Origin of the sequence: Kurthia sp. YJT4 (assembly GCF_030219945.1) — a bacterium.
Classification (GTDB): Bacteria; Bacillota; Bacilli; order Bacillales_A; family Planococcaceae; genus Kurthia; species Kurthia gibsonii.
In genome coordinates, this window is sequence record NZ_CP126689.1 from 3015405 (window position 1) to 3041349 (window position 25945).

A 25945-nucleotide genomic window follows, 5' to 3' on the forward strand; every position below is an offset into this window, starting at 1 on the left:
ACACTAAAACATTTAGTTTTAAAACGTTTTCAACTTAATTGTGAAACTTTTAACATTCTTTCTCTTTTACCATAGACTACGTAATAGAGAAGAATGAGTGCGAAAATGAAAATACCAAGCGAGGTATATAGGACACTATATCCGAATACAGGAATCACATACCCCAAGAGATATGGTCCTACACCTAAACCGGCGTCTAACGCAATAAAGTAAGTAGATGTAGCGAGTCCCATACGGTGTGGAGGCGTTAACTTAATAGCCAGTGCTTGGGCACCAGATGATAAATTACCATACCCAATACCAATTAAAATACCAGCTAAGAGGAGTATAAAAGCTGAATGTGCAAAGCTCATTAAAATTAATCCAGTACCAAAGAAAATAAAACAAGGATACATGACGGAGTTTCCACCGAAACGATCTAGCATTTTCCCTGTTACAGGTCGTGTTAATAAAACAGCAATTGCATAAACGATAAAGAAGTAACTAGAAGCTACTTCTAAATTACGTTCTTTTGCAAACAAGCTAATAAAAGATAAAATTGCTGCATAACCAAAGCACATTAAAAAAGTCACAATGGCAATTGGCATTGCTTTTAGTTCAATATATTGTGAAATAAAACTTCCTTTTGATTTTTCAGTTGGTTGTACTACCGTAGTTGATTCAGCACCAGGTACTTTTGTGAATACAGCAAGTAAGAAACTAATAATACCGATTATCATACACATCATAAAAATAACAGAATATGTTGTATGTTGAACCATAGATAGTCCAATAAAAGGACCAATTGCTGTACCTAGTGTTGCACTCATTGCAAAATAACCAATTCCTTCACCTTTACGCGATGGAGGCAAAATTTGCGCAACAATGGTTCCAGTTGCTGTAGAGGCAACCCCTACCCCAATTCCATGTACAAGACGGCATACTAATAAAAGAATAATTCCTGCATGAATGAAATATAATCCCGTAGTTGCAATGAAAAAGAGCAAACCAAATAATAATACTCTTTTGCGTCCAATTTGTTCAATGACACGACCTGTAAATAATCGTCCTAATAATGTACCAATAATATAAATACCTGTTACTAAACCAACTTGACTTGTTGTTGCTCCGTACTCACTAATCGCAAATTTGCCGATTGTTACCATCAATAAATAAAAAATAACAATTAATAAAAAATTAATCGCTGACATCACAATAAATTGTGGTGTCCATAAAGCTGCTTTTGTCTTACTCATATTATTCCTTCTTTTTATTAAATTTTTTCTCTTAACGCTACTAACAATTCAATCATCTGCTGCTGTTCTTCCTCTGAAACTCCCTCCAATAAACGATGTTCGAATGCATCAATTGGGATACGAACTTGATGATATAGTGTTCTTCCTTGTTCTGTTAGGGTTATGCGTTTCTCTCGTTTATCATGTGTTGCGATAGGTTTAATTAAACCAGCTTCCTCTAATTTTGTAACAGTCCTTGTCACAGTCGGTTTTTCAACTCCTTGTAACTGTGCTAATTCAACTAAAGTTATTGAATCATTTTTCTCTAAGTAATAAAGAATTGACCACTGCGCACGATGCAATTGATGGTCTGCTAAAATCGCATTCAAATGCGTTTCAAAAGGTCGATAAAATAAAATGATTTGATGGAACAATGATGATATATGTGCCAAATCAGTTCCTCCTTTCACATTTAGTTACTTAGGGTAACTTTTAGTTTCACTAAATAATTGTATCACAATTTCCCAGGAAATAAAGAGTAAATAAAAATAGATTGCCTTATAAAGACAATCTATTTTTGAATAATGAATTGTATAACATGCGCTAATCCCGTGTGTAGCGTGCCTTCATTGCGTACTACTTCACCAACATAAAAATGTTTAATCTTATAGTCACTACACCACTCTAAAACATCTTGTGGATTATATAATAAATCGATATCTTTTGGTCCGCCTGTTTGATAATGTAATTGTTCTTCACTATACAGCTCCATCATAATCATGCCACCTGGCGTGACTGATTTTACTACTTTATCAAAAATGAGCTTTTGATATTTTTTGGGGAAATGCCCAAAAATCATAACAGCTCCATTAAACTCTTCAATTGGTGTTTCATCATGAATAAGGTCTGTTAATCTTGTTGCGACATGCACATGATTTTCAGAAGCTAATTTCTTCGTTTTACTTAAACCACTTTGTGCAAAATCAAAAGCAGTTAGCATAAATCCTCGCATTGATAAGAAAACAGCGTTTCGTCCTTCTCCCTCTGCAAAAGCACCGATTTTCTTACTTCCCTTAAATACTTTGTAATATTGTTTTACAAACTCATTTGGCTCGATACCGTACACATAACCATCTGTATCAAAACGATCTTGCCACATATTCATTGCTAACCCTCCACTGTGATTAAAAGACTTAAATTTATATCTATAATAGATGATCGAATCATTCAACTGTAAATACTTTACTTTTAAAATATCGTTACATATAATGATTGCGTAATCTATCTTAACTATAAAATAGGAAAAGGTGAAGAACAATGTCACGATTAAATGATAAAGTTGCAATCATTACAGGTAGTGGTTCTGGAATCGGTAAGGAAATTGCACGTAGTTACGCAAAAGAAGGTGCAAAAGTCGTTATTGCTGACTTTAATGACGAATCCTTACGCGAAACAGTTGCAGAATTTCAAAAAGAAGGATTAGATGCTTTTGGCGTTCAAGTGAATGTAGCTTCTGAAGATGATATTCAACGCATGGTAGATGATACCATTGCTCACTATGGTAAAGTCGATATTCTTGTGAATAATGCTGGCATTGGTGATGAGATGCAAGCGGCTGGTAATGTTCAAGATGATACATGGAATCGTGTAATTGATATTAACTTAACTGGTGTCATGCGTGCCATGCGAAAAGTAATTCCTCACTTCGTTGAGCAGGGTGGCGGTACGATTGTTAATATGGCCTCTATCTCTGGTTTAACAGGTGGTCGTGGCGGCTTAGCCTATACAGCTGTGAAACACGCAGTTGTTGGTATGACAAAGAACGTCGCTTCACAATACGGACCACATCACATCCGTTGTAATGCGATTGCACCTGCTCAAATCGCAACAAAATTCGCTGCGAATATGAGTAAGATGGACCAATTCGGTTTAGAAGTCGCAACGCGTGGTGTGAGTATGATGCCTCGTGTTGGAACAGTCGAAGAAGTTGCGAATATCGCAATCTTCCTTGCTTCAGATGAATCATCTCTTATTAATGGTGTAGCCATTGCTGCCGATTCAGGTTGGAGCGCTTACTAAACCAGACTATTTAAGTCATATACCCTGAAATAAATATTACAATTCATAAATTAGAAAAGGAGAGCACTCGATATGAGTACTCTCCTTTTTCACTATATAAATACTGTATTATGCTTTTGATTGGTTTTCAAAGTAGTTATCGTACTTCTCTTGATCGAAACGACCTTCCCAACGAGCCATTACTAATGACGCTAATGAGTTACCTACTACGTTTACAGCTGTACGAGCCATATCTAGGATACGGTCAATACCAAGGATGAATGCTAAACCTTCAACTGGAATACCTACAGCGCCAAGTGTTGATAATAATACAACGAATGATACGCCAGGTACACCTGCAATACCTTTAGAAGTAACCATTAATGTTAATACTAATGTAATTTGTTGTGTGATTGATAAATCAATGCCATACATTTGTGCAATGAAAATGGCTGCGATTGATTGGTACAAGGTTGAACCATCTAAGTTAAATGAATAACCTGTTGGAATAACGAATGATACAACATCTTTTGGAGCACCAAGATTCTCCATCTTTTTCATCACACGTGGTAAAACGGTTTCAGAACTTGATGTTGAATAAGCTAGAATCAACTCTTCTTTTAACACTTTGATTAACTTGAAGATGCTGATTTTCGCCATTTTTGCTACAAGTCCTAATACAACGAAAATAAAGAATGCCATCGCTACATAGACAAGGATTGCTAATTTCGACAATGGAATTAATGATTTTACCCCGAACGTTGAAACTGTTACAGCGATTAATGCAAATACACCGATTGGAGCGAATTTCATGATTGTGTTTGTTACCCAGAACATTGCATCTGCTACACCAGAGAAGAATGCTAAGACTGGCTTACCACGTTCACCAATTGCTGCCACACCTAAACCAAATAATACTGAGAAGAAGATGATTGCAAGCATATTACCGCTAGCCATTGCTGCTACAATGTTTGTTGGCACGACGCTAATAATCGTATCCGCAAAACCACCATGCTTCACTTCTTCTGTAGTTGTTTGATATTGAGAAATATCACCTTTAGATAAATGAGCCATATCAACGCCAGCACCTGGGTTGAAAATGTTTGCTGCTAGTAAACCAATTAAAATAGCTACTGTTGTGATAATTTCAAAGTAAACGATTGTTTTTAAACCTAGTTTACCAAGCTTCTTCATATCTCCAGTACCAGCTACACCTAAAATTAAAGTTGAAATGATAATAGGTACGACGATCATTTTGATCATGTTCATAAAGATTGTACCTAATGGTTGAAGATATTTAGTTACGTTGTCATTTCCGTAGAATACAGCACCGACAATAACACCTAAAATAAGACCGATTAAAATCTGCCATGCTAGACCTAATTTAAACTTCTTCATCAATGAGTCACCTCTCAGATTATATTAGTTTTTTTCATGAATTTTTAAAAACTATAATCTTATTCTATGGTTGACCTTAATTTTCCGACATTATCCGACATTTTAATTAGATAAAATTTTCAAAAAAAGTTCAAAAACATATATTTTCCTTATCATTGAGGTGACTATTATGCTGTTTTGATATGAAAACGATTTCCGAATTACATTTTACTAGAATTATTGTTAAATTTTTCATTTGATTCGATATAGAGTACTTGTAAGAACTTTTTCACATTAATCTTCACTTTTTTAGGGGTTGTTTCGTCTTGAATCGCCTTCATCACCGTACGAATCTCTGAGAATTCAAAATAACGTGGCGCATAATATTCAAATTCTGGGTTCGTATAATCTACTACACCTAATGTTGCAATATTATTCATTGCTGCACCAACCGTACGACGAATACGCTGTTCGATGGCTTTACTCTCTTTTAGAATCTCAAGTGGATTAATTTTTGTTTTACGTGCTACTGCTTCATATAACTCTTTTAATGGTGGAAGTTGCATCGAATGTTCTTCTTGTTCAGCTAAATACGTCAGCATATTTACAATATCGTCTGTTCCTACTTCTCCCACAATACCCATATCATTTAATATAGAAAGCGCAATATCTTTTAAATTACGATAATTTTCTGTATTTGTACTTTCTTCAAAGTTCATAATTGATTTTCGAATTGTCATAAGTGATTGTTTCAAAATTAAATTTTCACTCGTTCTCTTTAAGATACTATGCACTTCAATACGATTAATCGGCTTATGAATAAAAAATTCGACACCTTTTTCATATGCCTCTCCCACCATCTCTTTATTTACAACTTGAGATAACATAATGAACGTTCCTTTGAATCCATGCTTTTGCAATTCATCAATTGTTTCGATTCCATCTAAATGTGGCATCAGTAAGTCCATTAATACAACATCTGGATCACTTGCGATAATTTTTTGAATAGCCGATTCACCGCTATCTGCCTCACCGACGATTACACCCATTTCTTCTTCTAAAATAATCGTTTTTAACATACGACGACTTGCCGCATCGTCATCTACTATAAAATAACGCACTATTATTCGCCCCTCTGCTCAATTTTGCTCCTTGGTATTTTAATTGTAAATGTTGTACCTTTTCCTATAACCGATTGCACACGAAGCTCTCCTTCTAATAAACGAATCGCCTCTTGAACATGCGATAAACCGATTCCTGTTGCCGCGACACCTTTGTCATTAAATTTAGTTGTAAAACCAGGCTCATAAATTAATTGCAGATCTTCTTCTGAAATACCTTTACCTGAATCTCTTACTTGTATATAAATTGAATCGTTTAATTCATTAATAATAAATGAGATACTTCCTTTTTTCTTAATTGCTTCGATTGCATTCGCAAGTACATTATTAATAATCGCTAAAAAAAGCATTTGCTCTTTTACAATAAAATTCACATTCACGGTTGTATAAATTGTAATTTCTTTCTCTAAATGTTGAGCATATTTACGATTTCCTTCTATAGCTACTTCTATTACTTCGGATAAATCATAATGTGTATAATCACGTGATTGTGTAATTGCAGATAAGCCCGAATAAATACGCTGTGAATCTTTTTTAACTTCATGAATTTCTTGAGAAATGTGCAAAGCTTTTTGGCTAAATTCTCTTTGTTCGCTTTTTTTTAATACACGATATAAATCATAACTATCTGCCATGATTTGCTCAATATGGTTCATGGATTTTTGTAAATAAAGTGTTTCAATATATAAACCTGATCCTACCGCGAACTCATCTTCCAATCTTTTTTTCTGTTCAGATAACAAGACAGAGCTATATAACCCCACAACAAAGAAACTACGAAATACAGCAACTGCTGCAAGTAGTAACCAGTCTTGTAAACTACTCGTTAAACCATCTGTTGTTAAAATACGTAATAGATGCTCGATACTATTACTTAGTATTTCTAAAAATGTCGCTAAAAAACCTAATTTTAAAGGTTGTCCAATAAAATTTTTAAGCTTTAAAAAATGAAAACCTATTACATATATGAAATAATAAGCACCTGCTGGATAATGTTCAATGAATCGATCATAAATTGTCGTGTTCGGCACTTGTTCTAATGGAAAACATATACGGAATCCAACAACAATACATGCTGTAACTATACCCGTTAGTATGTAACGCTTTGGCATACGAATAAGTAACATTAAAAAGAATACAATACTCCCCATGCCAAAACGGAAATTTTCGCCACTAAATGGAGAGAGTTTAATTTCACTACTGATTGCTGTAAATACAGCTATTAATATAATCCAGACCCACTCAAAACGAAATATCTGATTAACTCTTTTATTCATTAGTTTCTCCTTTATCCCCATTGTTTCTTCAGTTTACCACTGCCTCTTTATAATTCTCTACTATTTCATAAAACAAAACCGGCTGGACAAACATTTCACTTTTATTTTTTAGCGTTCGCAACGAAAAACTGGAACCATGCTACAGCACGATTCCAATTTTTCTTATGCTCATCTTATTTAGCGAACCATTGTGTAGCATAAGTAGGGTAGTCACTATTTTTTGTACCTTTTACTACTGTTACGCTAATCTTTTTAAATCGAGGATTTAACATATTTGCTTTATGGCTTGGTGAATCCATCCATCCTTGTACAAAATCTTTCGCAGTCATGTACCCCGCTGCTAGATTCTCACCTGCAAATGAAAATTTATATTCCCCTGTATAAAGAAAGTTTGCCCAGCGTCCATATTTTGGACTGCTATGACCAAAATAATTTACCATTGCCATATCATTACTTCTAAAATGTGTGTATTCTTTTAATGATGTATCTACTTTTAGAGAGGAAATTCCACGTTTTTTACGTTCTTTATTCACTAATGTCACAATTTCTTTTTCCATTGTTGCATTCGTCTTAGTAGGTAGTTTTGAAAGGCTTTTTACATTTTTAATCCATACATATTTTTGTGTCTTACTATTTTTCACCTTAACCCAGCTACCAGACTTACTATATTGCTTATAAATACTTGGCGATAATTTCGATTTATATTTTCCTTTTCCTTTACTTTTATACATGGTCGTTGCCTGATTCACATAAATAAGCAGTTGTTCTTTTTTTGCTTGTGGATTACCTTCCATAGAGAGAGAAGGAATCATAAGAAAACATAGTAGTAATAAACTAATATACAATCGAACATATTTTTTATTTACTAAAATCGCACTCACCACTTTCTAAGTTGTTTTAGGATGTGTTAATATTTTTGACTAATTTGCCATTCCCTAAACAACAATTTATGTCTTTTATGAAAGTATTTTGTATAAAAAGTGATGATATCCTTGATAGAGCAAGGTTTTACAATTTTAAAATAAAAAAAGAATCATGCTGATTTAGCACAATTCTTTCTTAATTATAATAAAATACTACCCTTAGTTTTTAAACGTACGTTGTAAAAAGGCTTTTGTTCGTTCATGTTTTGGATGATTAAATACTTCATCTGGTGTTCCATCTTCAACAATCACACCTTGATCCATGAAAACAATACGATCCGATACTTCACGCGCAAATTCCATTTCATGCGTTACGATAATCATTGTTGAACCTGCTTCTGCTAATTTTTTCATGACTTTTAATACTTCACCGACCATCTCTGGATCAAGTGCTGAAGTTGGTTCATCAAATAATAATGCAGTCGGCTTCATAGATAAAGCTCTCGCAATCGCCACGCGCTGTTTTTGACCACCCGATAATTGAGCTGGTCTTGCGTTAATATATCTGCCCATCCCCACGATATCTAGATATTCTTTCGCAATTTCTTCTGCTTGTTGTTTTGAGCGTTTTAATACTTTAATTTGTCCCAATGTGCAGTTTTGTAAAACATTGCAGTTATTAAATAAATTAAACTGTTGGAACACCATTCCTAATTTTGTTCGGTACTCATTCACATCTTCCATATGTGTTAATACATTTTGACCTTCATAATTCACTTCACCACCATCTGGTGTTTCAAGTAAATTCAAACAACGTAATAATGTAGATTTACCTGAACCTGAAGAACCAATTACGGTCACAACTTCTCCTTTTTCAACTGAAAAGTTAATGTCCTTCAAGACTTCATGTGACCCGAAGGATTTACTTAAATTTTTAATATTAATGACTGTACTCAATGTAAATTCCCTCCCTACTTCATTGGTCCTTCAGCTCTTCTAGGCTGCGGAATATCTAACATTTGATAGTTGGCTGTGCCACCTAATTTACGTTCAAAGAATCGTAGAATCTGTGTCACAACAATCGTTAAGACTAGATAGATTAAACATGCTACGAAGAACGATTCAAAGTATCTAAAGTTCGCACCTGCAATTGACTTTGTGACGAAGTATAACTCGGTTACCCCGATTACATTTAATACAGATGTATCTTTAATATTCATAACGAATTGGTTACCTGTAGCTGGTAAAATATTGCGTAAAACTTGTGGTAATACAACATGAATCATCGTTTTCCAGTGATTCATACCAATTGCTTGTGCTGCTTCGAATTGTCCTTTATCCACACTGACAATACCACCACGTACAATTTCTGCCATGTAAGCCCCTGTATTCAGCGAGACAACTAATACTGCCGCAACTGTACGATTCATATCACCTGTCACACCAAAATCAGTTCCGATTGATTCTTTAATTGACTGCATAATCAATGGGAATCCGTAGAATACAACCATCGCTTGTACCATCATCGGTGTGCCACGGAAGAATTCTACATAGATTCGTAAGATGACACGAATAATTTTTAACACGGTCATTTTAAATGCTGATTTTGTTTTTGGAATCGTATCAATTACCCCAATTAATAATCCGATGACTGCCCCCAGAATGGTACTGACGGTGGCAATAAACATCGTCATTCCTGCGCCACGTAAAAACATTTGCCAATTATCTTTAGCAATTTCAAATAGCCATTCTAGACTCATTTCGTTCTCCCCCTATAAAAACACAAACTACCGACTAAACAAGACAGTCGGTAGCCACGTACGTTCTATTTTGCTGCTGGTTGGTTTTTAATCTCTGTTTCCATAATCTTTTGACGCTCTTCTTCTGAAATACCTGCTAATGCTTTATTCACTTGCTCTGCTAACTCACTACCTTTTTTCACACCAACTGCGATTGAAAATTCTGCTTTATCAGCTTTGAAACCTGAACCGTCTTTGAACTCAATCATTTTAAATTTGTCGTTTGCTGCTGAAGCAGATAAACCTTCTGGACGTTCTGACACATATGCATCAATTTTTCCTGATTCGAGTGCTACACGCATTGCTGAGAAATTATCTGAAGCTGGTTGTTTTTGTACACCATCAATTTGATCAATTACTGTATAGTGTGACGTATTTAACTGACCTGTTACTTTGGCACCTTTGAAATCTTGAATTGATGTAGCATTGTCGTATTTACCGCCTTTTTTCACGACCATTACAAGATTTGAAGTGTAGTAAATGTCTGAGAAATCAATTGTTTTTTTACGTTCCTCTGTTGGTGACATCCCTGCAATTACTGCATCAATTTTTCCTGAAATAAGTGCTGGAATTAAACCATCCCACTCTGTTTTTACAATCACTAATTCACGATCTAAGCTATCTGCGATTTTTTTAGCAATTTGTACATCATAACCGCCTGCATATTCTGCATTGCCTTCGATTTTTACAGCGCCGTTCGCGTCATCTTTTTGTGTCCAGTTGAATGGTGCATAGCCTGCTTCCATACCGACTGTAAATTTTTCTTTTTCTTTACCGCCTGAAGATTCCGATTTTTCCGAATCTCCTGAGCCGCATCCTGCTAGTGCAACTACAAGCACAAGTAATAGTGCTGTAAATATTCCCCATGATTTTTTCATTTGTACCTCTCCTTTAAATATGTTCCCATTGTGAAAACGAAAAGGACTATAACAAAAGGTGGATGAGATACTTCTCCAGACCTTTTGGTATAGTCCTTCTAAAAATCCTCATCATTGCCCAATTGAGATAGCTCAACTTACTTTATTCGGGTAAAAAAAGTAAGACAGTCCTGCAACTATTAATTGCAGACCCAGCATATGATGTTGAGAACCCACCATACACTTCGGCGACATCTCCTTCTAAGTAGCATCTTTGTATTCTCGTACTCCGCTACTTACTAATAAATATCGCGCCTCTACCTCACAATTGTATCAATGTGAGGTCATATTCGTTTGTTATAATTAACAATAGTCTACTTTATAGACTATTTTATGTCAATATACTGAAAAAAAGAAAAATATAAATTTTTTATTTAAAAATAAAAATTTATGTATTTATTCTTCGTATTCAATATCGTCTAATTGATCATAATAAAAAATATTTCCATTCTCTGCATCAATTCTCTCAATGCGTTGTCCCACTTCTTTTTCTTTTACAACATAGCATAATTCATATTTTGTAAATTCTTCATCTTCATATGGAACACGTGCTAATTCCATCTTAATGGAGTCTTTATAAATTTCATTTGCTTCTTCTAATGTAATTGTTGGTTCCATTGACATATTCTCAATATGCTCTTCTTTTAACATTGGAATCACTGCATCTGTTACACGACCTGAATAAATACCCATATCAATATTTGCTGTATATTCACTTAGTGGAATGCCATTAATGTAACGGTGGAATGTAAAAGTCACAAATGGTTCGAAAGCATAAGAATCATCTTCGTCATCTTCCTCTTCATCCTCACCATCTTCTGCTGATAGAGCTTTTAACATCTCAATTTCCTCTTCTGTTAACTCATCATCTTCATCATCTTCTAAATCTTCTTCAACGAATGCATCTTCTAATAAATAATGTTCAGACACATTTCCTACTTTGGATTCTAAAAAGGCAATTGCACGTTTACGAAGTTCATCTAGTGTGTATTCGTCCCCTTCTTTGAATGGCAGAGTAGAATCAATAATCAATTGATGTTCATCAGACATATCGAATTTAACATAATGTTGGTCAGATTGTTCATATGTAACTGTATTTTCTTCTTCAACTTTATTCATATCCGGTGTAATACCTAACAAAATTGTTTCATCATACATTTCCATAACAGGTGGAACTTTTTCTAATTCAACAGGACCGTTCTCTAAAAATTGATTTAATGAAATAATATCTCCATTTGCGCCAACTACTTCATTTAAATTTTTAGGATAGTACATTAATCGAATTTCATCTTCTTGTTGGAAAGCAGCTAATTCAACTAACATTCTATTTTTATAAATCATCAATGCCACATCTGCATCGACTGTAAGTTTCGGATGTGTTAATTGATAATAAGATTGATTGAATGTTGCGGATAATACAAAACCTTGTTTATTCATCTCAATTGTTGCACCTGAATCAGGTAGTGGGATTTGATACTGCACATCCATTGCCTCAAAAGTTAATAAAAAAGTTTGATCGCCCCACTCAGAAAAAGAAGTTAACTGTAAATTCTTTTGACCATATTCATCTACAAAATCTTGAGCAATCTCTTTTAAATCTTCAGCTGATAGTTCTTCATATTCATCTAAAGATACATCATTATTTTCTAAAATGGCTTCTAAATCAATAATTAATGATGTAATTTTCCCTTCATCTGACACTTCAACTTGTCCATAAGAGATTTCGCGATGTGCATCTACAATCTCTCCGAATTCTTCCATCTCTTCTTCTGTCATAATTTTAATCGGTGGTGCACCAATTAAAAGTTCACGTAATTCTATTTCTAATTGTCGCATGACTAACTTCCTTTCTCATTTGCTCTTTCCGTATTTCAATCTATGAATAAAGCAATCAATAACTGTATATATTTTACTACTCTTTAAATTCTAATTTTATCATATTGTTATCACTTCGTCTTGATAGTTTCATACTTCCACGTATTTTATTCGTTTTTATAACTTAAAATGAAAGCATTTACAAGTCTTAAATTGTTCAATTTGTGTGAACATCAAAAATTTTCTAAATATTTATACACAAAACCTTTGACATGACTTTGAAAATGAGGTAAATTACCAAAGGACGAACATTTATAGTCCCAACAAAAATAATATTCGCTTTTAGGAGTGTATTTTAAACAATGGATAACGTATTTGATTATGAAGACATTCAATTAGTACCAGCAAAGTGTATCGTAAATAGCCGCTCGGAGTGTGATACAACAATCGAGCTTGGTGGACATAAATTTAAATTACCGGTTGTTCCTGCAAATATGCAAACAATCATTGATGAAACAATTGCTACAAAATTAGCAGAAGATGGTTACTTCTACATTATGCACCGCTTCAACCCTGAAAAACGTATTGGCTTTATTAAAGACATGCAATCAAAAGGTTTAATCGCCTCAATTAGCGTAGGTGTAAAACCAGAAGAATATACATTCGTAGAAGAATTAGCTGCTTTAGGTTTAACACCTGAATTCATTACAATTGATATTGCACATGGTCATTCAAATGCAGTCATCAACATGATCCAACACATCAAAGGTCTACTACCAAACGCATTCGTAATCGCGGGTAATGTTGGTACACCTGAAGCAGTTCGTGAACTTGAAAATGCTGGCGCTGACGCTACAAAAGTAGGAATCGGACCAGGTAAAGTATGTATTACAAAAATCAAAACAGGCTTTGGTACAGGTGGCTGGCAATTAGCAGCTTTACGTTGGTGCTCAAAAGCTGCAACAAAACCAATTATCGCAGATGGTGGTATTCGTACACATGGCGATATCGCAAAATCAATTCGTTTTGGTGCTTCAATGGTTATGATTGGTTCATTATTCGCAGGTCATGAAGAATCACCTGGTAAAACAGTTGAAGTCGATGGTAAAAAAGTAAAAGAATACTTCGGCTCAGCTTCTGAATTCCAAAAAGGTGAAAAGAAAAATGTTGAAGGTAAGAAAATGTATGTGGAGCACAAAGGTGCTTTAAAAGATACATTAGTTGAGATGCAACAAGATCTTCAATCATCAATTTCTTACGCTGGTGGTACAAAACTAGATGCTATCCGTACAGTTGATTATGTAATCGTTAAAAACTCAATTTTCAACGGTGACAAAGTTTACTAATCGTATCAACCAATGTATAAAGCAGCTTACATTATTTTGTAAGCTGTTTTTTTACATCAAAATTACATTTAATACCTTTAATTCCATTAATTTTATTTTAGTATATTTATCACACTTCTAATCATTAATTAACCTATACAAAATATTAGTTTTTTTACTAAAAAACACTATAAAATGTTAATTTTCTTTTATTATGACTTGAATTCATCATTTTTTATTTATAATGTATATTTTAGTCCGATACTAAATATATGCATTCTATTGAAAGAAGGGTTTTAGAAAAATGTTAAAAAATATGCGCTTGCGCACAAAATTAATTGTCTCATTTTTGGCAATTTTAATCATTCCAAGTATGATTATTAGTACTGTAGCTTTCCAAAACATCAAGTCGCTCGTTGAAGACAAAAATACAGATTATGCACATTCCAGCTCTGAAATGCTTAATGCAAATATTACAAACACACTGCAAAGCAAAATAGATGATGTGAATTATTTAGCAAAACGCATTTCAGATTTACCACTAAAAATGGATAAAAACTCTGAAGTACGTACAGTATTAAATGAATATGTTGAAGGGCATAATGATGTATCGATTGCTTACGTAGGTACAACAAAAGGCGATATGATTCGTATGCCTTATCTAGTTTACCCAAAAGATTATAATCCACTAGAGCGTCCATGGTATATCGGTGCTTTAAAAGAAGAAGACTATTCGATTTCAAACCCATACATATCGGCAATCGATAATAAATTAGTCATTACCATTTCGAAGCAATTACCGAATAATGCTGGTGTTGTCGGCATTGATATGTCAATTGACTCGTTCCAAGCCATTGCCAATGAAGTAAAGATTGGTAAAAAAGGATTTGCAGCAATTGTAGACCAACAAGGTAATTATATTACACACCCAACAAAAGAACTCGGTAAACCTGTCGAAAAAGAAGTACAAACACTCGTATCTAAAGATGGTGACCAAACTGAAGAATTACAAGATCGCATCTTAACAGTTAAAACAAATAACTTATCTAATTGGAAAATTGTAAGTACAACTTATGTGTCTGAAGCAATCGCCCAAGCCGGTAAAACATGGATGAATATTGTGTATATCATAGTAGGATCTCTTGTATTAGGCGGTGTCTTAATTTTCTTCATCATTCGTTCAATTATTTCGCCAATTAAAAAATTACGTGATAGTGCTTTAACAATCAGTGAAGGTGATTTAACAACTGAAATTACGGTTTCTGGTAAAGATGAAGTAGGTCAATTAGCTGAAGCATTCGAAAAGATGAAAATTCATTTAACAGCTTTAATATCTAATTTAAAAGATAATGCTAATACCATTCGCGAGTCTTCTGACTTACTTTCTGCAAGTACAAGCGAAAATATGGCAAGCTCACAGCAAATTACTGCTGCAATGCAACAAGTAACGATTAATAATGAACGTCAAACAAACCAAATGGCCCAATCTAACCAAGCTCTTGGTGAAGTTTCTGATGGTATCCAAGATATGGCTTCAGATACTAGTCAAGTAACGGAATTATCACAAACAGCAAACCAACAAGCTCTTGAAGGCGGACAATCAATCCAAGAGACTGTTGAAAAGATGGAAAGTATTCAATCGGCTGTAAATGAAACAGATTTAAAAGTCCGTTCACTTTATGATCGTACAAAAGAAATCAATTCAATTTTAGAAATGATACGCTCAATTGCTGACCAAACAAATTTACTTGCATTAAATGCTTCAATTGAAGCAGCACGTGCTGGGGAACATGGGAAAGGTTTTGCTGTTGTAGCTGAAGAAGTTCGTAAACTTGCTGAAAGCTCACAACAATCTGCAGGACAAATTGAAACATTGATTCAGACAGTTCAAGATGATACGGGCGAAACAGTGAAAATTATGGAATCTGCTCTTCATCATGTGCAAGATGGAACAAAAGTGGTTGAAAATACAGCTGAGAAATTTGATGTAATCGTTAAAAATATGCAAAGTATTACACCACGCATGGAAAATGTTTCTGCTGTTTCACAAGAAATTGCAGCAACTATTTCAACGATGACAAGTGGTTCACAAGTATTAATTGATGCAGCAACTGAAAATGCAGCTGCATTAGAAGAAGTATCTGCTTCTACTGAAGAATCTCTGTCTTCAATGGTAAGTATGGAACGTACTGCACAAGAATTACAACACTTAGCTGAAGAATTACAACAAAGTATTCAAAAATTTAAATTACCAAATTAAACAGACTAGGACATAAGTGCAAAAACACTATCCCATATGAGCATAAAAAAACTGGAATCGCGCTGTAGCGCGGTTCCAGTTTTTCGTTGTGAACGCTAAAAAAGGTAAGTGAAATGTTTTATTCCAGCCTGTCTCTTATGAGATTTTTCTTTGAATTGAAGAAGTTAAAACTTTTGATAAGTAATTCCCTTCGAACGGTTGAATGACTAGACCTTGCTGAATAAGATGTAACCAAATTGCTTGATCAAGTGCATACGGAGATTCTTGCTGTAAAATATCAATTTCACTTTTAGTAAAGGCAACTTGATAAGACTGTCCACGATATTGTATTTTAACCGTGTATAAACGCCATGCTTCTGCTTCTAATACAACTTCTGAGTCCCATTGTTGTAATTGCAAATATGCATCGTGTACAACTTTTTTGAAAAACTTTCGTGCCGTATAAGATGTTGCCATAGTTGTTCTAAAAAAGTGATTTGTATTCATTTTAATCAGCCTCCGTTTTAATAACCTAGTTATCTTATAAGAATAATAACAAATTTATTTTGAAATGTAAATAAAGAAAACAGACACCTATCGTCTAAGTGTCTGCTTCTCTTACTTTTTATCGATGACTACATGTGAGATGGTATTCTCAAGCAAATTAACATCAAAAGCTTTTCCAAAACCAACTACATATCGCCCTTCCAATGGTGTTAACTCAAAAAGTGAAAAATCTAAGCCACGTAAAAGGTCAATCATTGGCTTCTTAAACTTTTCTTCAAACTGTTGAAAAACTACTTCATGTGTATGTTCTTCCACTAATCGAGGTCTACATACAAAACGTAATCGTTCTCGTGCGAATAAATTAGGTGAATGCACTTCATCTGCTATTAACATAGCTTGAATACACTCACTTTGTTGAATAGAAGCGTGGTGATCTGATATACGACTAATATAGATGTATAACTTCCCCTCATTCAAAATATAAGGCGCATAGCTAATTAAAGGTAATCCTTCTGCTGTTATACTGCTAATCATGACTGTTTTTTGTGTTTGTAAAAATGTTTGATATGCTTGCTGCTGTTCAGCTAAATCTATTTCTTTTTTCATATGTTTAATCTCCTTCTGCAATTCCAATCCACTGAATTCTTGGGCGACCATGTTTAAAGTGAGCATTAATATCGCAGTCCACATGATAAACTTGGCGTATTAACTCTCGTGTCATTACTTCTTCTGATGTTCCATACTTCACGATTTTTCCTTTTTGAATCATACATACACGATCACTATATAGGCTCGCTTGATTTAAATCGTGTAAAACCATCACGATGGTCATGCCAAAATCACGATTCACACGATGGATAAGTTCGAGTAATTGTAATTGATGTGCGATATCTAAATAAGTAGTGGGTTCGTCTAGAAGTAGAATTTTAGGTCGCTGTGCGAGCGACATCGCAATCCATGCTCGCTGTGCTTCTCCACCTGAAAGAGAGGATACAAAGCGATGTCTAAAATCTTCTAATCCTGTTTGCTCAATTGCCCAATCAATAATTTCCTCGTCTTCTATATTCAATGTCTGAAACCACTTTTTATGTGGTGTACGACCATATTCGACTAGCTGTTGTACAGTTAAATCATGTGGTGCTTCATTCGACTGAAAAAGAACACTCATTCTTTTAGAGCGCTCTTTTGACCTAACATGATATAGGTCTTCCCCTTGTAAAAATACAACCTGTTCATCAATAGGAATCATTTGTGAAATTGCTTTTAGAATGGTTGATTTTCCAGAACCATTCGGACCAATGATTGAAACAATCTCCCCTTCTTTTATTTCAAACTGAATATCATGAAGTATGGCGTTTTGATTGATTGATAAATGTAAATGTTCAACTTTTAACATCTTTATACATCTCCTTTTCGCATGAGATATAAGAAGTATGGTCCACCTACCATTGCCATAATGATTCCTGCTGGTAAGTCGAGTGGTGCGAATAATGTGCGACCAATTGTATCAGCAATCACTAAAACAACTGCTCCAAGTACCATACTCATCGGGATAACAAAACGATAATTCGTACCGACAATTAAACGAGCCATATGGGGTACAACTAATCCAACAAAACCGAGTAGACCGACAATAGATACTGAGACAGCTGCAAGGTATACGGCAACTAAAGATAATAAAATTCGAATACGGTTTGTATTTTCTCCTAAATTACTAGCTACTTTTTCACCCAGTGACAGTAAATTAGCAGAACGAATACAAAATAATGCAAGAACCCAACCAATCATGGAATACGGTAACAGAACTGCTACATCCCCCATACCTTTACCACCGAGGCTACCATTCATCCACTGCAAAGCAGCAGGTAGACGATCACTATATAAAATCGAAAGTAGTCCTGTAATCCCTCCGAAAATCGCATTAACTGCAACACCAGCTAAAATAATACGAACAGGTGAAATCGTATTCTTTTTCCATGCAAGGGCATAAACAATCGCCACTGCAATGGTTCCACCAATCATGGCTACAATGGGAACGAAAGACGTAAAGTTTGGAAATACGAGCATAATAGCTAAAACGGTAACAGATGCACCACTCGAGACACCTGTTAAACCTGGGTCTGCAAGTGGATTTCGCATAACAGCTTGAAGTAATGCTCCTGATAAAGCTAGATTGACTCCGACAATCGCTGCCACTGCAACACGTGGAATTCGTAAATCCCAAATAATCGTTGTTGCCATTTCCTCACTTCGTGTAAAAATAGTTTGAATCGTTTCAAGAGGCGAAATATAAACACTTCCCATGCCAATTGAAATGACTACAAAAATGAGCAACAAAATACTAGTAGAGGCAATGCGTGTGGATGGACTTATTTTTATGTTCATTCTTCCAACCTACTTTGCTAAAATCTTTTGTAGTTCTTCGAGTGCTTGGGGTGCTTTTTCAATTGAAGCGTAACCAAAAACACTATAATCTAGTGCCTGCACACGATCTTCTTTAAATGCTGTCAGCTGATTCCATGCACCATTCTTTTTTACTTCATCTTTAAATTGTTTTAAAGCGACTGTCGCATCTCCATGTGATACAAGTAAGATAACATCCGGATTTGTTGCAATAACATTTTCCATACTAAGTGGTACGTAGGCTTCTTTTGATTTACTTACCTTTGTAATCATATTTTGTGCACCCATCGTATTTACGAGGCTGCCAACATATGTGTTTGTATTCATGAGCATGAATGATTCACCTGTTCCAAAGAGAATCATAACTTTTCGATCTTTTACATCTAAAGATTGGATTATTTTTTGTTCTTTTTTCTCAAGTTCATTTAAATAACTTGTTGCGAGCTGTTCTTTTTTAAGAACAATTGAGAGTGCTGTTAAATCATTCTTTAAATCTTCATACGAATCAGTTGGTAGATAAGCTGATGCAACATTAGTTTGCTTTAATTTCTTCTCTAAACTTGTATGTACTGAAATCGGACCGATTACTATATCCGGTTTTAAACTAACAATCTTTTCAACGTCTGGTTCAACAGGAGAACCTACTTTTTCAATCGTTTCAAACTCTTTTGGAAGCTGATGTGTTGTTGTAGGAAGACCAATAGGTGTTACATCAAGAATATGTAACATTTCGGCAAGCGTAACCGATGTCGTTACAACATTTTTCATCTCCTTTTGTGGAAATACTTGAACCAATTTATCCACTGCTTCATTTGTTTGTGCAGAATTTGCTGTAGCTGTTTGATCTTTTGTTGTTTGTTCTACTTTTGAACCTGAACTTGTATCTTCTGCATTACCACATGCACCAAGTAATAATGCTGTTGATAAAAGTAATGCACTATATAAACCTTTTTTCATTTTTATTTCCTCCATTTATTTTAATTGAAAATAATTATCATTATCAATAAGCAATATAACAAACCATTTTCACACTGACAACTCTCGTTTTTTTTCTAAAAATCTATAAATTCAGCGTTTCTACATGCTTTTTTTCATATAACAATTGCCTACTGTATCCTATTTTTTCTCACATATGCAAAATCACATAAAAAAATCATTCATTCACGTAATCAATACGGAATGAATGATGTGTAAATTATGCTTTTTTCGCAACGTGTACTTTTAATTTTTTATTTTTAACTGTACGATTTTGCATTTCTTTTAAAACGAGTGTTCCTTTGCCATTTAAAATCTCAACAAAACTACATGCATCTTCAATTGTAATAATGCCAATATCATCGGCTGTCACACCGTCAATTTTTGCAATGGTTCCTACAAAATCAACTGCGCGAATTTTCTTCTTTTTACCACCATTAAAGTACAATTTCGTAATGTGTGCATTCAATTGCTCACTCTTCATCACTTTACGTTCTGGTCGTGTATTCATCTTTTCTTCAAAGGCAGCTTGGTTTTCAGCTACTTCTTCAGTAGTCGGTGCTTTTTCAACTGGAATGGTTTTCTCAATATACTCTTCAATCTCTTGTACGTAACGCTTTTCATTCGGACTAGATAATAGAATCGCTGTACCTTGTTGACCTGCGCGTCCTGTACGTCCCATACGATGGACATAACTCTCTTTTTCAAATGGTACATCATATTGAACTACAAGTGAGATTCCTTCAATATCAATACCACGTGCTGCGACATCTGTTGCAACTAAGTAACGGAAGTCGCCTTTTCTAAAATCTTTCATGACAGCTAATCGGTCATCTTGTGTCATTCCACCATGTAGCATGTCCACACTATAGTGTGCTTTTTCTAATTGATCACATACAGAACGCACTTGCTCTTTCGTATTACAAAAGATGATACAACTATCTGGATTTTGGACGACTGTGACATCACGTAACACACGTATTTTATCTTCTGCTTTCACTTGAATACGTTGTTGACGAATCGCCGTTTTCTCTTGCTCTTTCGCTTCATGTTCAATAAAGACAGGTGTTTTCATATATTTCTCAGCTAAACGTTTAATCTCATCTGCATATGTTGCAGAGAAAAGTAGTGTTTGACGCTTTGTTGGTAACTTCTTAATGATTTTTTCAACCTGATCGATGAATCCCATGTGCAATAATTCATCTGCTTCATCAATAACAAGTGTTGTCAGTTGATCTAAATGAAGTGTTCCGCGCTCAATATGATCCATAATACGCCCCGGTGTTCCAACAACAACGTGTGTTTTTTGGCGGAGTGCAGTCATTTGGAATCGAATCGGTTGGCGACCATATACAGCTACTGCTTTAATGCGTTTATAACGACCGATATTCGTAAAATCTTCTTTTACTTGTACAGCTAATTCACGTGTGGGAACAAGCACAAGTACTTGCGGTTTGTTCTCCTCCCAATTCATTTGTTCAATTAGTGGAATCGCAAAAGCAGCTGTTTTTCCGCTACCTGTTTTAGACTTTGCAATGACATCTTGTTTTGATTGTACAATTGGTAGCACTTTCTCTTGAATCGGTGTTGGTTTTTTATAACCTAAATCCTCAATGGCCTGTAAAACTTTTGAATCTTGAATATAATGTGAAAATGAATGCATGTAAATTCCTCTCTTACTCATTATTTAACAAGCATTTCGAAAAAACGTGTGGAAGCAGGAGTTAGAGGAACATTCTTCAAATGACAAACACCGATAGAACGTGGTGGAATATCATGTTCAAGTGTCATCTCAAATAAACGACCTCTCTCTAACTCTTCGAGTGCAAACTCTTTTGTTACACAGGCAATTCCTAAATTACTCTTAGCAAATTCCACGAGTAAATCGTGTGAACCAAGTTCGAGTTCTGGTTCAATCAAGGTTCCCTGTACTTTTAAAAAGTTCTCTACATATTTTCGCGAATTTGCTGAGCGCTCAAGCATAATGAGTGGTAAATTTTTTAGTTGTTCGAGCTTTAGTGGATATTTTATAAGTGGTTTGTATTTCTCCCCACAGACAAAAATATCATGAATTTCTTTTAGTGCTGTAACTGCAAGTTGTTCTTCATGAATGGGTAAGTTACACACTGCTAAATCAACAGCACCAGACTTTACTTGTTGTGTTAACTCAATCGTTGTACCATTCACCATTTTAAAATGGATATTCGGATAACGATTTCGAAAATCTTCTAAATAAGGTAAGAGATAATGCTTAGAAATCGTATCACTTACTCCTATTTTTAATTCTCCCACTGTTAAATATTTTAATTCTAACAATTTATTTTCACCCACTTCAATTAAAGCAAGTGCTGATTTAATATGCGCATATAAAATCTCGCCTTCACTTGTTAGTGTAACGCCCTTTGGTGTGCGATTAAATAAACGACAATTCAATTCGCGCTCCAATTGAGAAATGGCCTGACTAATGGCAGGTTGTGTCATATATAAAGTTTTGGCTGCTTTTGAAAAACTCTCTGCACGACCCACATGTGAAAATATGCGATAGTAGTCTAGTTTGACAACCATATAACCTCTCCTTATACGTGCTATTTCTTATATTAATTTTACTTATATATAGAAGCAAAGTATAGTTATTTATATCATATATAATACATAATTATTGAGGAGAGATTATTTTGGAACGAGTAGTAGGAACTGTTGTACGTGGACTTCGTGGTCCGATTATTAATGAAGGTGACGATATCGCACAAATCGTTGTAGATGCTGTATTAACTGCATCAGAAGTAGAAGGTTTTGAAATTCAAGATCGCGATGTTGTAACTGTAACAGAATCAGTTGTTGCACGTGCACAAGGTAACTATGCTTCAGTTGACGCAATCGCTGAAGATGTATCAGCAAAATTTGGAGATGACACAGTTGGTATTATCTTCCCAATTCTAAGTCGTAATCGTTTTGCAATTTGCTTACGTGGTATCGCAAAGGGCATTAAAAAAGCTGTTTTAATGTTAAGCTACCCATCAGATGAAGTAGGTAACCACTTAGTAAGCCTAGATGCATTAGATGAAAAAGGTGTGAACCCTTGGACTGATACACTTTCAGAAACAGAATTCCGTGAACACTTCGGCGCAAACACACACCCATTCACTGGTGTTGATTATATCGAGTACTATAAATCATTAGTTCAAGAATATGGTGTTGAGGTAGAAGTTATTTTCTCTAACAATCCAAAAGCAATCTTAGACTATACAAAGAACGTTTTAACTTGTGATATCCACTCACGTCAACGTACAAAACGTATTTTAAAAACTGCTGGTGCAGAAAAAGTTTACTCACTTGACGATATTTTAAATCAATCAGTAAACGGTAGTGGATTCAACGAAGCATACGGTCTTCTGGGTTCAAACAAATCAACAGAAGATAGCGTAAAATTATTCCCACGTAACTGCCAACCAATCGTTGATGGTATCCAAGCAACATTAAAAGAGAAAACAGGTAAGACAATTGAAGTAATGGTTTACGGGGACGGTGCTTTCAAAGATCCTGTAGGTCAAATTTGGGAACTAGCTGATCCTGTTGTATCACCAGCTTACACAGCAGGTCTTGATGGTACACCGAACGAAGTAAAATTAAAATATTTAGCTGATAATGATTTCGCTGATTTACGCGGTGATGAATTAGATGCTGCAATTAAAAACTACATCAATAATAAAGATGAAGATTTAACAGGTAATATGGCTGCCCAAGGTACTACACCTCGTCGTTTAACTGATTTAATCGGTTCTCTATCAGATTTAACTTCGGGTTCTGGTGATAAAGGAACACCAATGATTTACATCCAAGGTTACTTCGATAATTACACAAAATAATCATTTATTTATGAGAGGCTAGGGAAATCCCTAGCCTCTTTTTTATAAATTGGGGTAGAGTATAAATAGTCTAAACCCCTGTCTTTTGATTTTCGGACTTAAATATCATACAGTAATTTAAAAGAGGTGATTGCATGAAAATCCAATATATTCGTCAAGATGACGAAATCGTATCAGGTATTACATTAAAAGATGAAACTGAACCAGAAGCCTATAATCTAGCCCTGCATTGTTGCCAAGAAGCTACAGCTGTTCTAAATAATCGACGTGCTTTAGCTGACGAACTAGGAGTGGAATTAGAGCAACTAATTTGCGCAAACCAAACACATAGTGCTAACTTATATAAAGTAACAAGAGATGATTTAGGTCGTGGTTCTACAGATGCAGATACTGCCATTCCAAACACAGATGCTTTATACACATTTGAAAAAGACTTGGTTCTGTGTACTTTTACAGCCGATTGCGTTCCTGTAACATTTTATGACCCTACATCTGGGTTGATTGGTGTGATTCATTCAGGATGGCAAGGTACTGTAAAAGAAATTAGTTTACGTGTAATGGATTTCCTGAAAAATCGAGAACGACTTAACCCTGAAAATTTACAAGTTCATATTGGTACAGCACTCAGCCAACATCATTTCGAAGTAGACGAAGATGTATATATTCGTTTTAAAGCTTTAGGCTATACGAATGATTTTATCTATTTTAATGAAGGTACTTCCAAATATCATATTGATAACCAACTCGTTGTAAAAACACAATTTGAATTATCAGGTGTACCAAGTGATAATATACAAATAGATCCTACATGTACATTTGATTCGATTGAAGGCTTTTCTTATCGACAATGTAAGCAAGATGGACGACATTTAACTTTTATTTATAGAAGGTAATGCATTTATGTGTTGTTCTATTTTTAGAACAACTTTTTTTGTATAAAGATGTTTCATGTGAAACATCACATAGAAAATTTGTTCTAAAAATGATTTTAGTATTTTTTAGAAATTTAGTATAATATATGTATTATTCAAGTGAAAGGTCGTATAATCTATGAGTATTTTATTAGTTGATGACAATTTAATTAATCTATTCACATTAGAAAAACTATTAAAAAGTTCGGGATATGAAGATTGTATTCCACTTAATTCTTCAAAAGATTTACTAACTTATATGCGTACACCTGCACATGCTAAAAATGTCGATTTAATTTTACTCGACATTATGATGCCGGAGATGGATGGCTTAGAAGCTTGTAGACAAATCAAAGCTATGAATCACGCTAAAAATGTTCAGATTATATTCGTTACCGCATTAGAAGATAAAAAGAAATTAGTCGAAGCACTGGATATAGGTGGCAGTGACTATATTTCAAAACCACTTAACAAAACTGAATTACTCGCGCGTATTCGCGTAGCATTACGACTTAAAAAAGAATTAGATTGGCATACAGAACATGATAAAAAAATTCAAATTGAATTAAACCTTGCTTCCAAAGTACAACAGAATTTATTAAGTACACCCTTCGAGAATGAACAATTAAAAATCGATGTATCTTATTGCCCTTCTTCCAACCTTTCAGGGGATTTATATTATTGGTATCGACTAGACGAAAATCGTTACGCGATTATCTTACTTGATATGATGGGGCATGGGATTTCATCTTCACTTATTTGTATGTATATATCTTCTGTTCTCCGTGAAACAATTAACAATATTGTTGAGCCAGTAGCTGTTATGACCGAACTAAACCGCTATATGTCGATTTTACATAGTGAAACTGATAATGGTATACCTTACTATTTTACAGGAATTTACTTAGTAATTGATACAAAAGAAAAAACGATTGAATACATTAATGCAGGTCATCCAGCAGGTTACCTTACATTAGATGAAAAAACAGTTCAACCACTATCATCTAACACAATGGCTGTTGGTTTTTTTGATAAGTTATGTGCTATTAAAGATAAAGTTCATTATGAAAATGATTTTCAAATTGTGTTATTTACAGACGGTGTATTAGAAGCGATTCATGCAGATGAATATATTGCGGAAGAAAAAATTAAAGCGCATTGTTCACACCATTGGATTTGTCCAAATACCGTAATAGACGAACTACTTCCACCTGACCAACAACTTAATCAAACAGATGATATGTGTGTGATTTTAATTCAAGGATAAAAAAGAGATGC

24 protein-coding genes and 1 riboswitch are annotated in these 25945 nt (G+C 34.6%); of the genes, 6 read left to right on the forward strand and 18 right to left on the reverse strand.

The annotated features are described in order from the left end of the window. Positions 1-29: 29 nt before the first annotated feature. From QN089_RS15125 to QN089_RS15135, 3 genes are all read right to left on the reverse strand, one after another. Positions 30-1235: an MFS transporter gene (locus tag QN089_RS15125; RefSeq protein ID WP_068457137.1), complete on the reverse strand. Its 1206-nt coding sequence runs from the start codon at positions 1233-1235 to the stop codon at positions 30-32. Positions 1236-1252: 17 nt separating this feature from the next. Further along, complete coding sequence (locus QN089_RS15130; RefSeq protein WP_240626025.1) at positions 1253-1666, reverse strand: MarR family winged helix-turn-helix transcriptional regulator; 414 nt, start codon at positions 1664-1666, stop codon at positions 1253-1255. A 119-nt stretch (positions 1667-1785) separates the two neighbouring features. After that, entirely contained in the window at positions 1786-2379 is a 594-nt protein-coding gene (locus tag QN089_RS15135) for a class I SAM-dependent methyltransferase (RefSeq protein WP_068457133.1), read from the reverse strand. Between the two features lie 152 nt (positions 2380-2531). Between QN089_RS15135 and QN089_RS15140 the strand changes: the two genes are divergently transcribed. Beyond that, positions 2532-3293, forward strand: a complete 762-nt coding sequence (locus QN089_RS15140; protein WP_285215632.1) for a glucose 1-dehydrogenase — start codon at positions 2532-2534, stop codon at positions 3291-3293. Positions 3294-3401: 108 nt separating this feature from the next. Here the strand turns inward: QN089_RS15140 and gltP are convergent, their stop codons facing one another. The 8 genes from gltP to QN089_RS15180 all read right to left on the reverse strand — a co-directional run bounded on the left by gltP (position 3402) and on the right by QN089_RS15180 (position 12462). Then, on the reverse strand, positions 3402-4673 hold the full coding sequence (gene gltP / locus QN089_RS15145; RefSeq protein WP_269465197.1) for a glutamate/aspartate:proton symporter GltP: 1272 nt from the start codon (positions 4671-4673) through the stop codon (positions 3402-3404). Positions 4674-4870: 197 nt separating this feature from the next. Continuing rightward, positions 4871-5770 (reverse strand): response regulator, encoded by a 900-nt coding sequence (locus QN089_RS15150; protein WP_285215633.1) that lies wholly within the window; start codon positions 5768-5770, stop codon positions 4871-4873. A 2-nt stretch (positions 5771-5772) separates the two neighbouring features. Then, positions 5773-7047: a sensor histidine kinase gene (locus QN089_RS15155; RefSeq protein WP_068457121.1), complete on the reverse strand. Its 1275-nt coding sequence runs from the start codon at positions 7045-7047 to the stop codon at positions 5773-5775. A gap of 173 nt (positions 7048-7220) precedes the next feature. Further along, positions 7221-7841, reverse strand: a complete 621-nt coding sequence (locus QN089_RS15160) for a CAP domain-containing protein (RefSeq protein WP_165442632.1) — start codon at positions 7839-7841, stop codon at positions 7221-7223. Between the two features lie 288 nt (positions 7842-8129). Further along, positions 8130-8867, reverse strand: a complete 738-nt coding sequence (locus QN089_RS15165) for an amino acid ABC transporter ATP-binding protein (RefSeq protein ID WP_141272369.1) — start codon at positions 8865-8867, stop codon at positions 8130-8132. Positions 8868-8881: 14 nt separating this feature from the next. Next, positions 8882-9670, reverse strand: a complete 789-nt coding sequence (locus QN089_RS15170; RefSeq protein WP_068457112.1) for an amino acid ABC transporter permease — start codon at positions 9668-9670, stop codon at positions 8882-8884. A gap of 65 nt (positions 9671-9735) precedes the next feature. Continuing rightward, positions 9736-10587 (reverse strand): transporter substrate-binding domain-containing protein, encoded by an 852-nt coding sequence (locus tag QN089_RS15175; RefSeq protein WP_285215634.1) that lies wholly within the window; start codon positions 10585-10587, stop codon positions 9736-9738. 120 nt (positions 10588-10707) lie between these two features. After that, positions 10708-10894, reverse strand: a riboswitch (Lysine riboswitch). 128 nt (positions 10895-11022) lie between these two features. After that, entirely contained in the window at positions 11023-12462 is a 1440-nt protein-coding gene (locus tag QN089_RS15180) for a hypothetical protein (protein WP_285215635.1), read from the reverse strand. Positions 12463-12803: 341 nt separating this feature from the next. Here QN089_RS15180 and guaC point away from each other — a divergent pair, with 341 nt between their 5' ends. Next, positions 12804-13787: a GMP reductase gene (gene guaC / locus QN089_RS15185; RefSeq protein ID WP_068457104.1), complete on the forward strand. Its 984-nt coding sequence runs from the start codon at positions 12804-12806 to the stop codon at positions 13785-13787. A 283-nt stretch (positions 13788-14070) separates the two neighbouring features. Continuing rightward, positions 14071-16026 carry a methyl-accepting chemotaxis protein gene (locus QN089_RS15190; protein ID WP_285215636.1) on the forward strand — a complete coding sequence of 652 codons (1956 nt, stop codon included), beginning with the start codon at positions 14071-14073 and terminating at the stop codon, positions 16024-16026. A 135-nt stretch (positions 16027-16161) separates the two neighbouring features. Here QN089_RS15190 and QN089_RS15195 read toward each other — a convergent pair whose 3' ends face one another. The 7 genes from QN089_RS15195 to QN089_RS15225 all read right to left on the reverse strand — a co-directional run bounded on the left by QN089_RS15195 (position 16162) and on the right by QN089_RS15225 (position 22455). After that, positions 16162-16512, reverse strand: coding sequence for a hypothetical protein (locus QN089_RS15195; RefSeq protein ID WP_068457098.1), 351 nt, complete (start codon positions 16510-16512; stop codon positions 16162-16164). A 111-nt stretch (positions 16513-16623) separates the two neighbouring features. After that, positions 16624-17118 carry a HugZ family pyridoxamine 5'-phosphate oxidase gene (locus QN089_RS15200; RefSeq protein WP_285215637.1) on the reverse strand — a complete coding sequence of 165 codons (495 nt, stop codon included), beginning with the start codon at positions 17116-17118 and terminating at the stop codon, positions 16624-16626. Between the two features lie 4 nt (positions 17119-17122). Further along, positions 17123-17908, reverse strand: a complete 786-nt coding sequence (locus QN089_RS15205) for an ABC transporter ATP-binding protein (RefSeq protein WP_087682001.1) — start codon at positions 17906-17908, stop codon at positions 17123-17125. Positions 17909-17910: 2 nt separating this feature from the next. Continuing rightward, positions 17911-18897, reverse strand: coding sequence for a FecCD family ABC transporter permease (locus QN089_RS15210; protein WP_068457089.1), 987 nt, complete (start codon positions 18895-18897; stop codon positions 17911-17913). Between the two features lie 9 nt (positions 18898-18906). Next, positions 18907-19872, reverse strand: coding sequence for an ABC transporter substrate-binding protein (locus QN089_RS15215; protein WP_068457086.1), 966 nt, complete (start codon positions 19870-19872; stop codon positions 18907-18909). Positions 19873-20110: 238 nt separating this feature from the next. After that, positions 20111-21553, reverse strand: coding sequence for a DEAD/DEAH box helicase (locus tag QN089_RS15220; RefSeq protein WP_411258029.1), 1443 nt, complete (start codon positions 21551-21553; stop codon positions 20111-20113). Between the two features lie 20 nt (positions 21554-21573). Next, entirely contained in the window at positions 21574-22455 is an 882-nt protein-coding gene (locus tag QN089_RS15225) for a LysR family transcriptional regulator (RefSeq protein ID WP_068457080.1), read from the reverse strand. A gap of 110 nt (positions 22456-22565) precedes the next feature. Between QN089_RS15225 and QN089_RS15230 the strand changes: the two genes are divergently transcribed. The 3 genes from QN089_RS15230 (at position 22566) to QN089_RS15240 (ending at position 25934) form a co-directional block, all read left to right on the forward strand. Then, positions 22566-23756: a coenzyme F420-0:L-glutamate ligase gene (locus QN089_RS15230; RefSeq protein ID WP_068457077.1), complete on the forward strand. Its 1191-nt coding sequence runs from the start codon at positions 22566-22568 to the stop codon at positions 23754-23756. Between the two features lie 134 nt (positions 23757-23890). Next, entirely contained in the window at positions 23891-24649 is a 759-nt protein-coding gene (gene pgeF / locus QN089_RS15235) for a peptidoglycan editing factor PgeF (protein ID WP_285215638.1), read from the forward strand. Between the two features lie 157 nt (positions 24650-24806). Next, on the forward strand, positions 24807-25934 hold the full coding sequence (locus tag QN089_RS15240; RefSeq protein ID WP_087682005.1) for a SpoIIE family protein phosphatase: 1128 nt from the start codon (positions 24807-24809) through the stop codon (positions 25932-25934). Positions 25935-25945 lie beyond the last annotated feature (11 nt).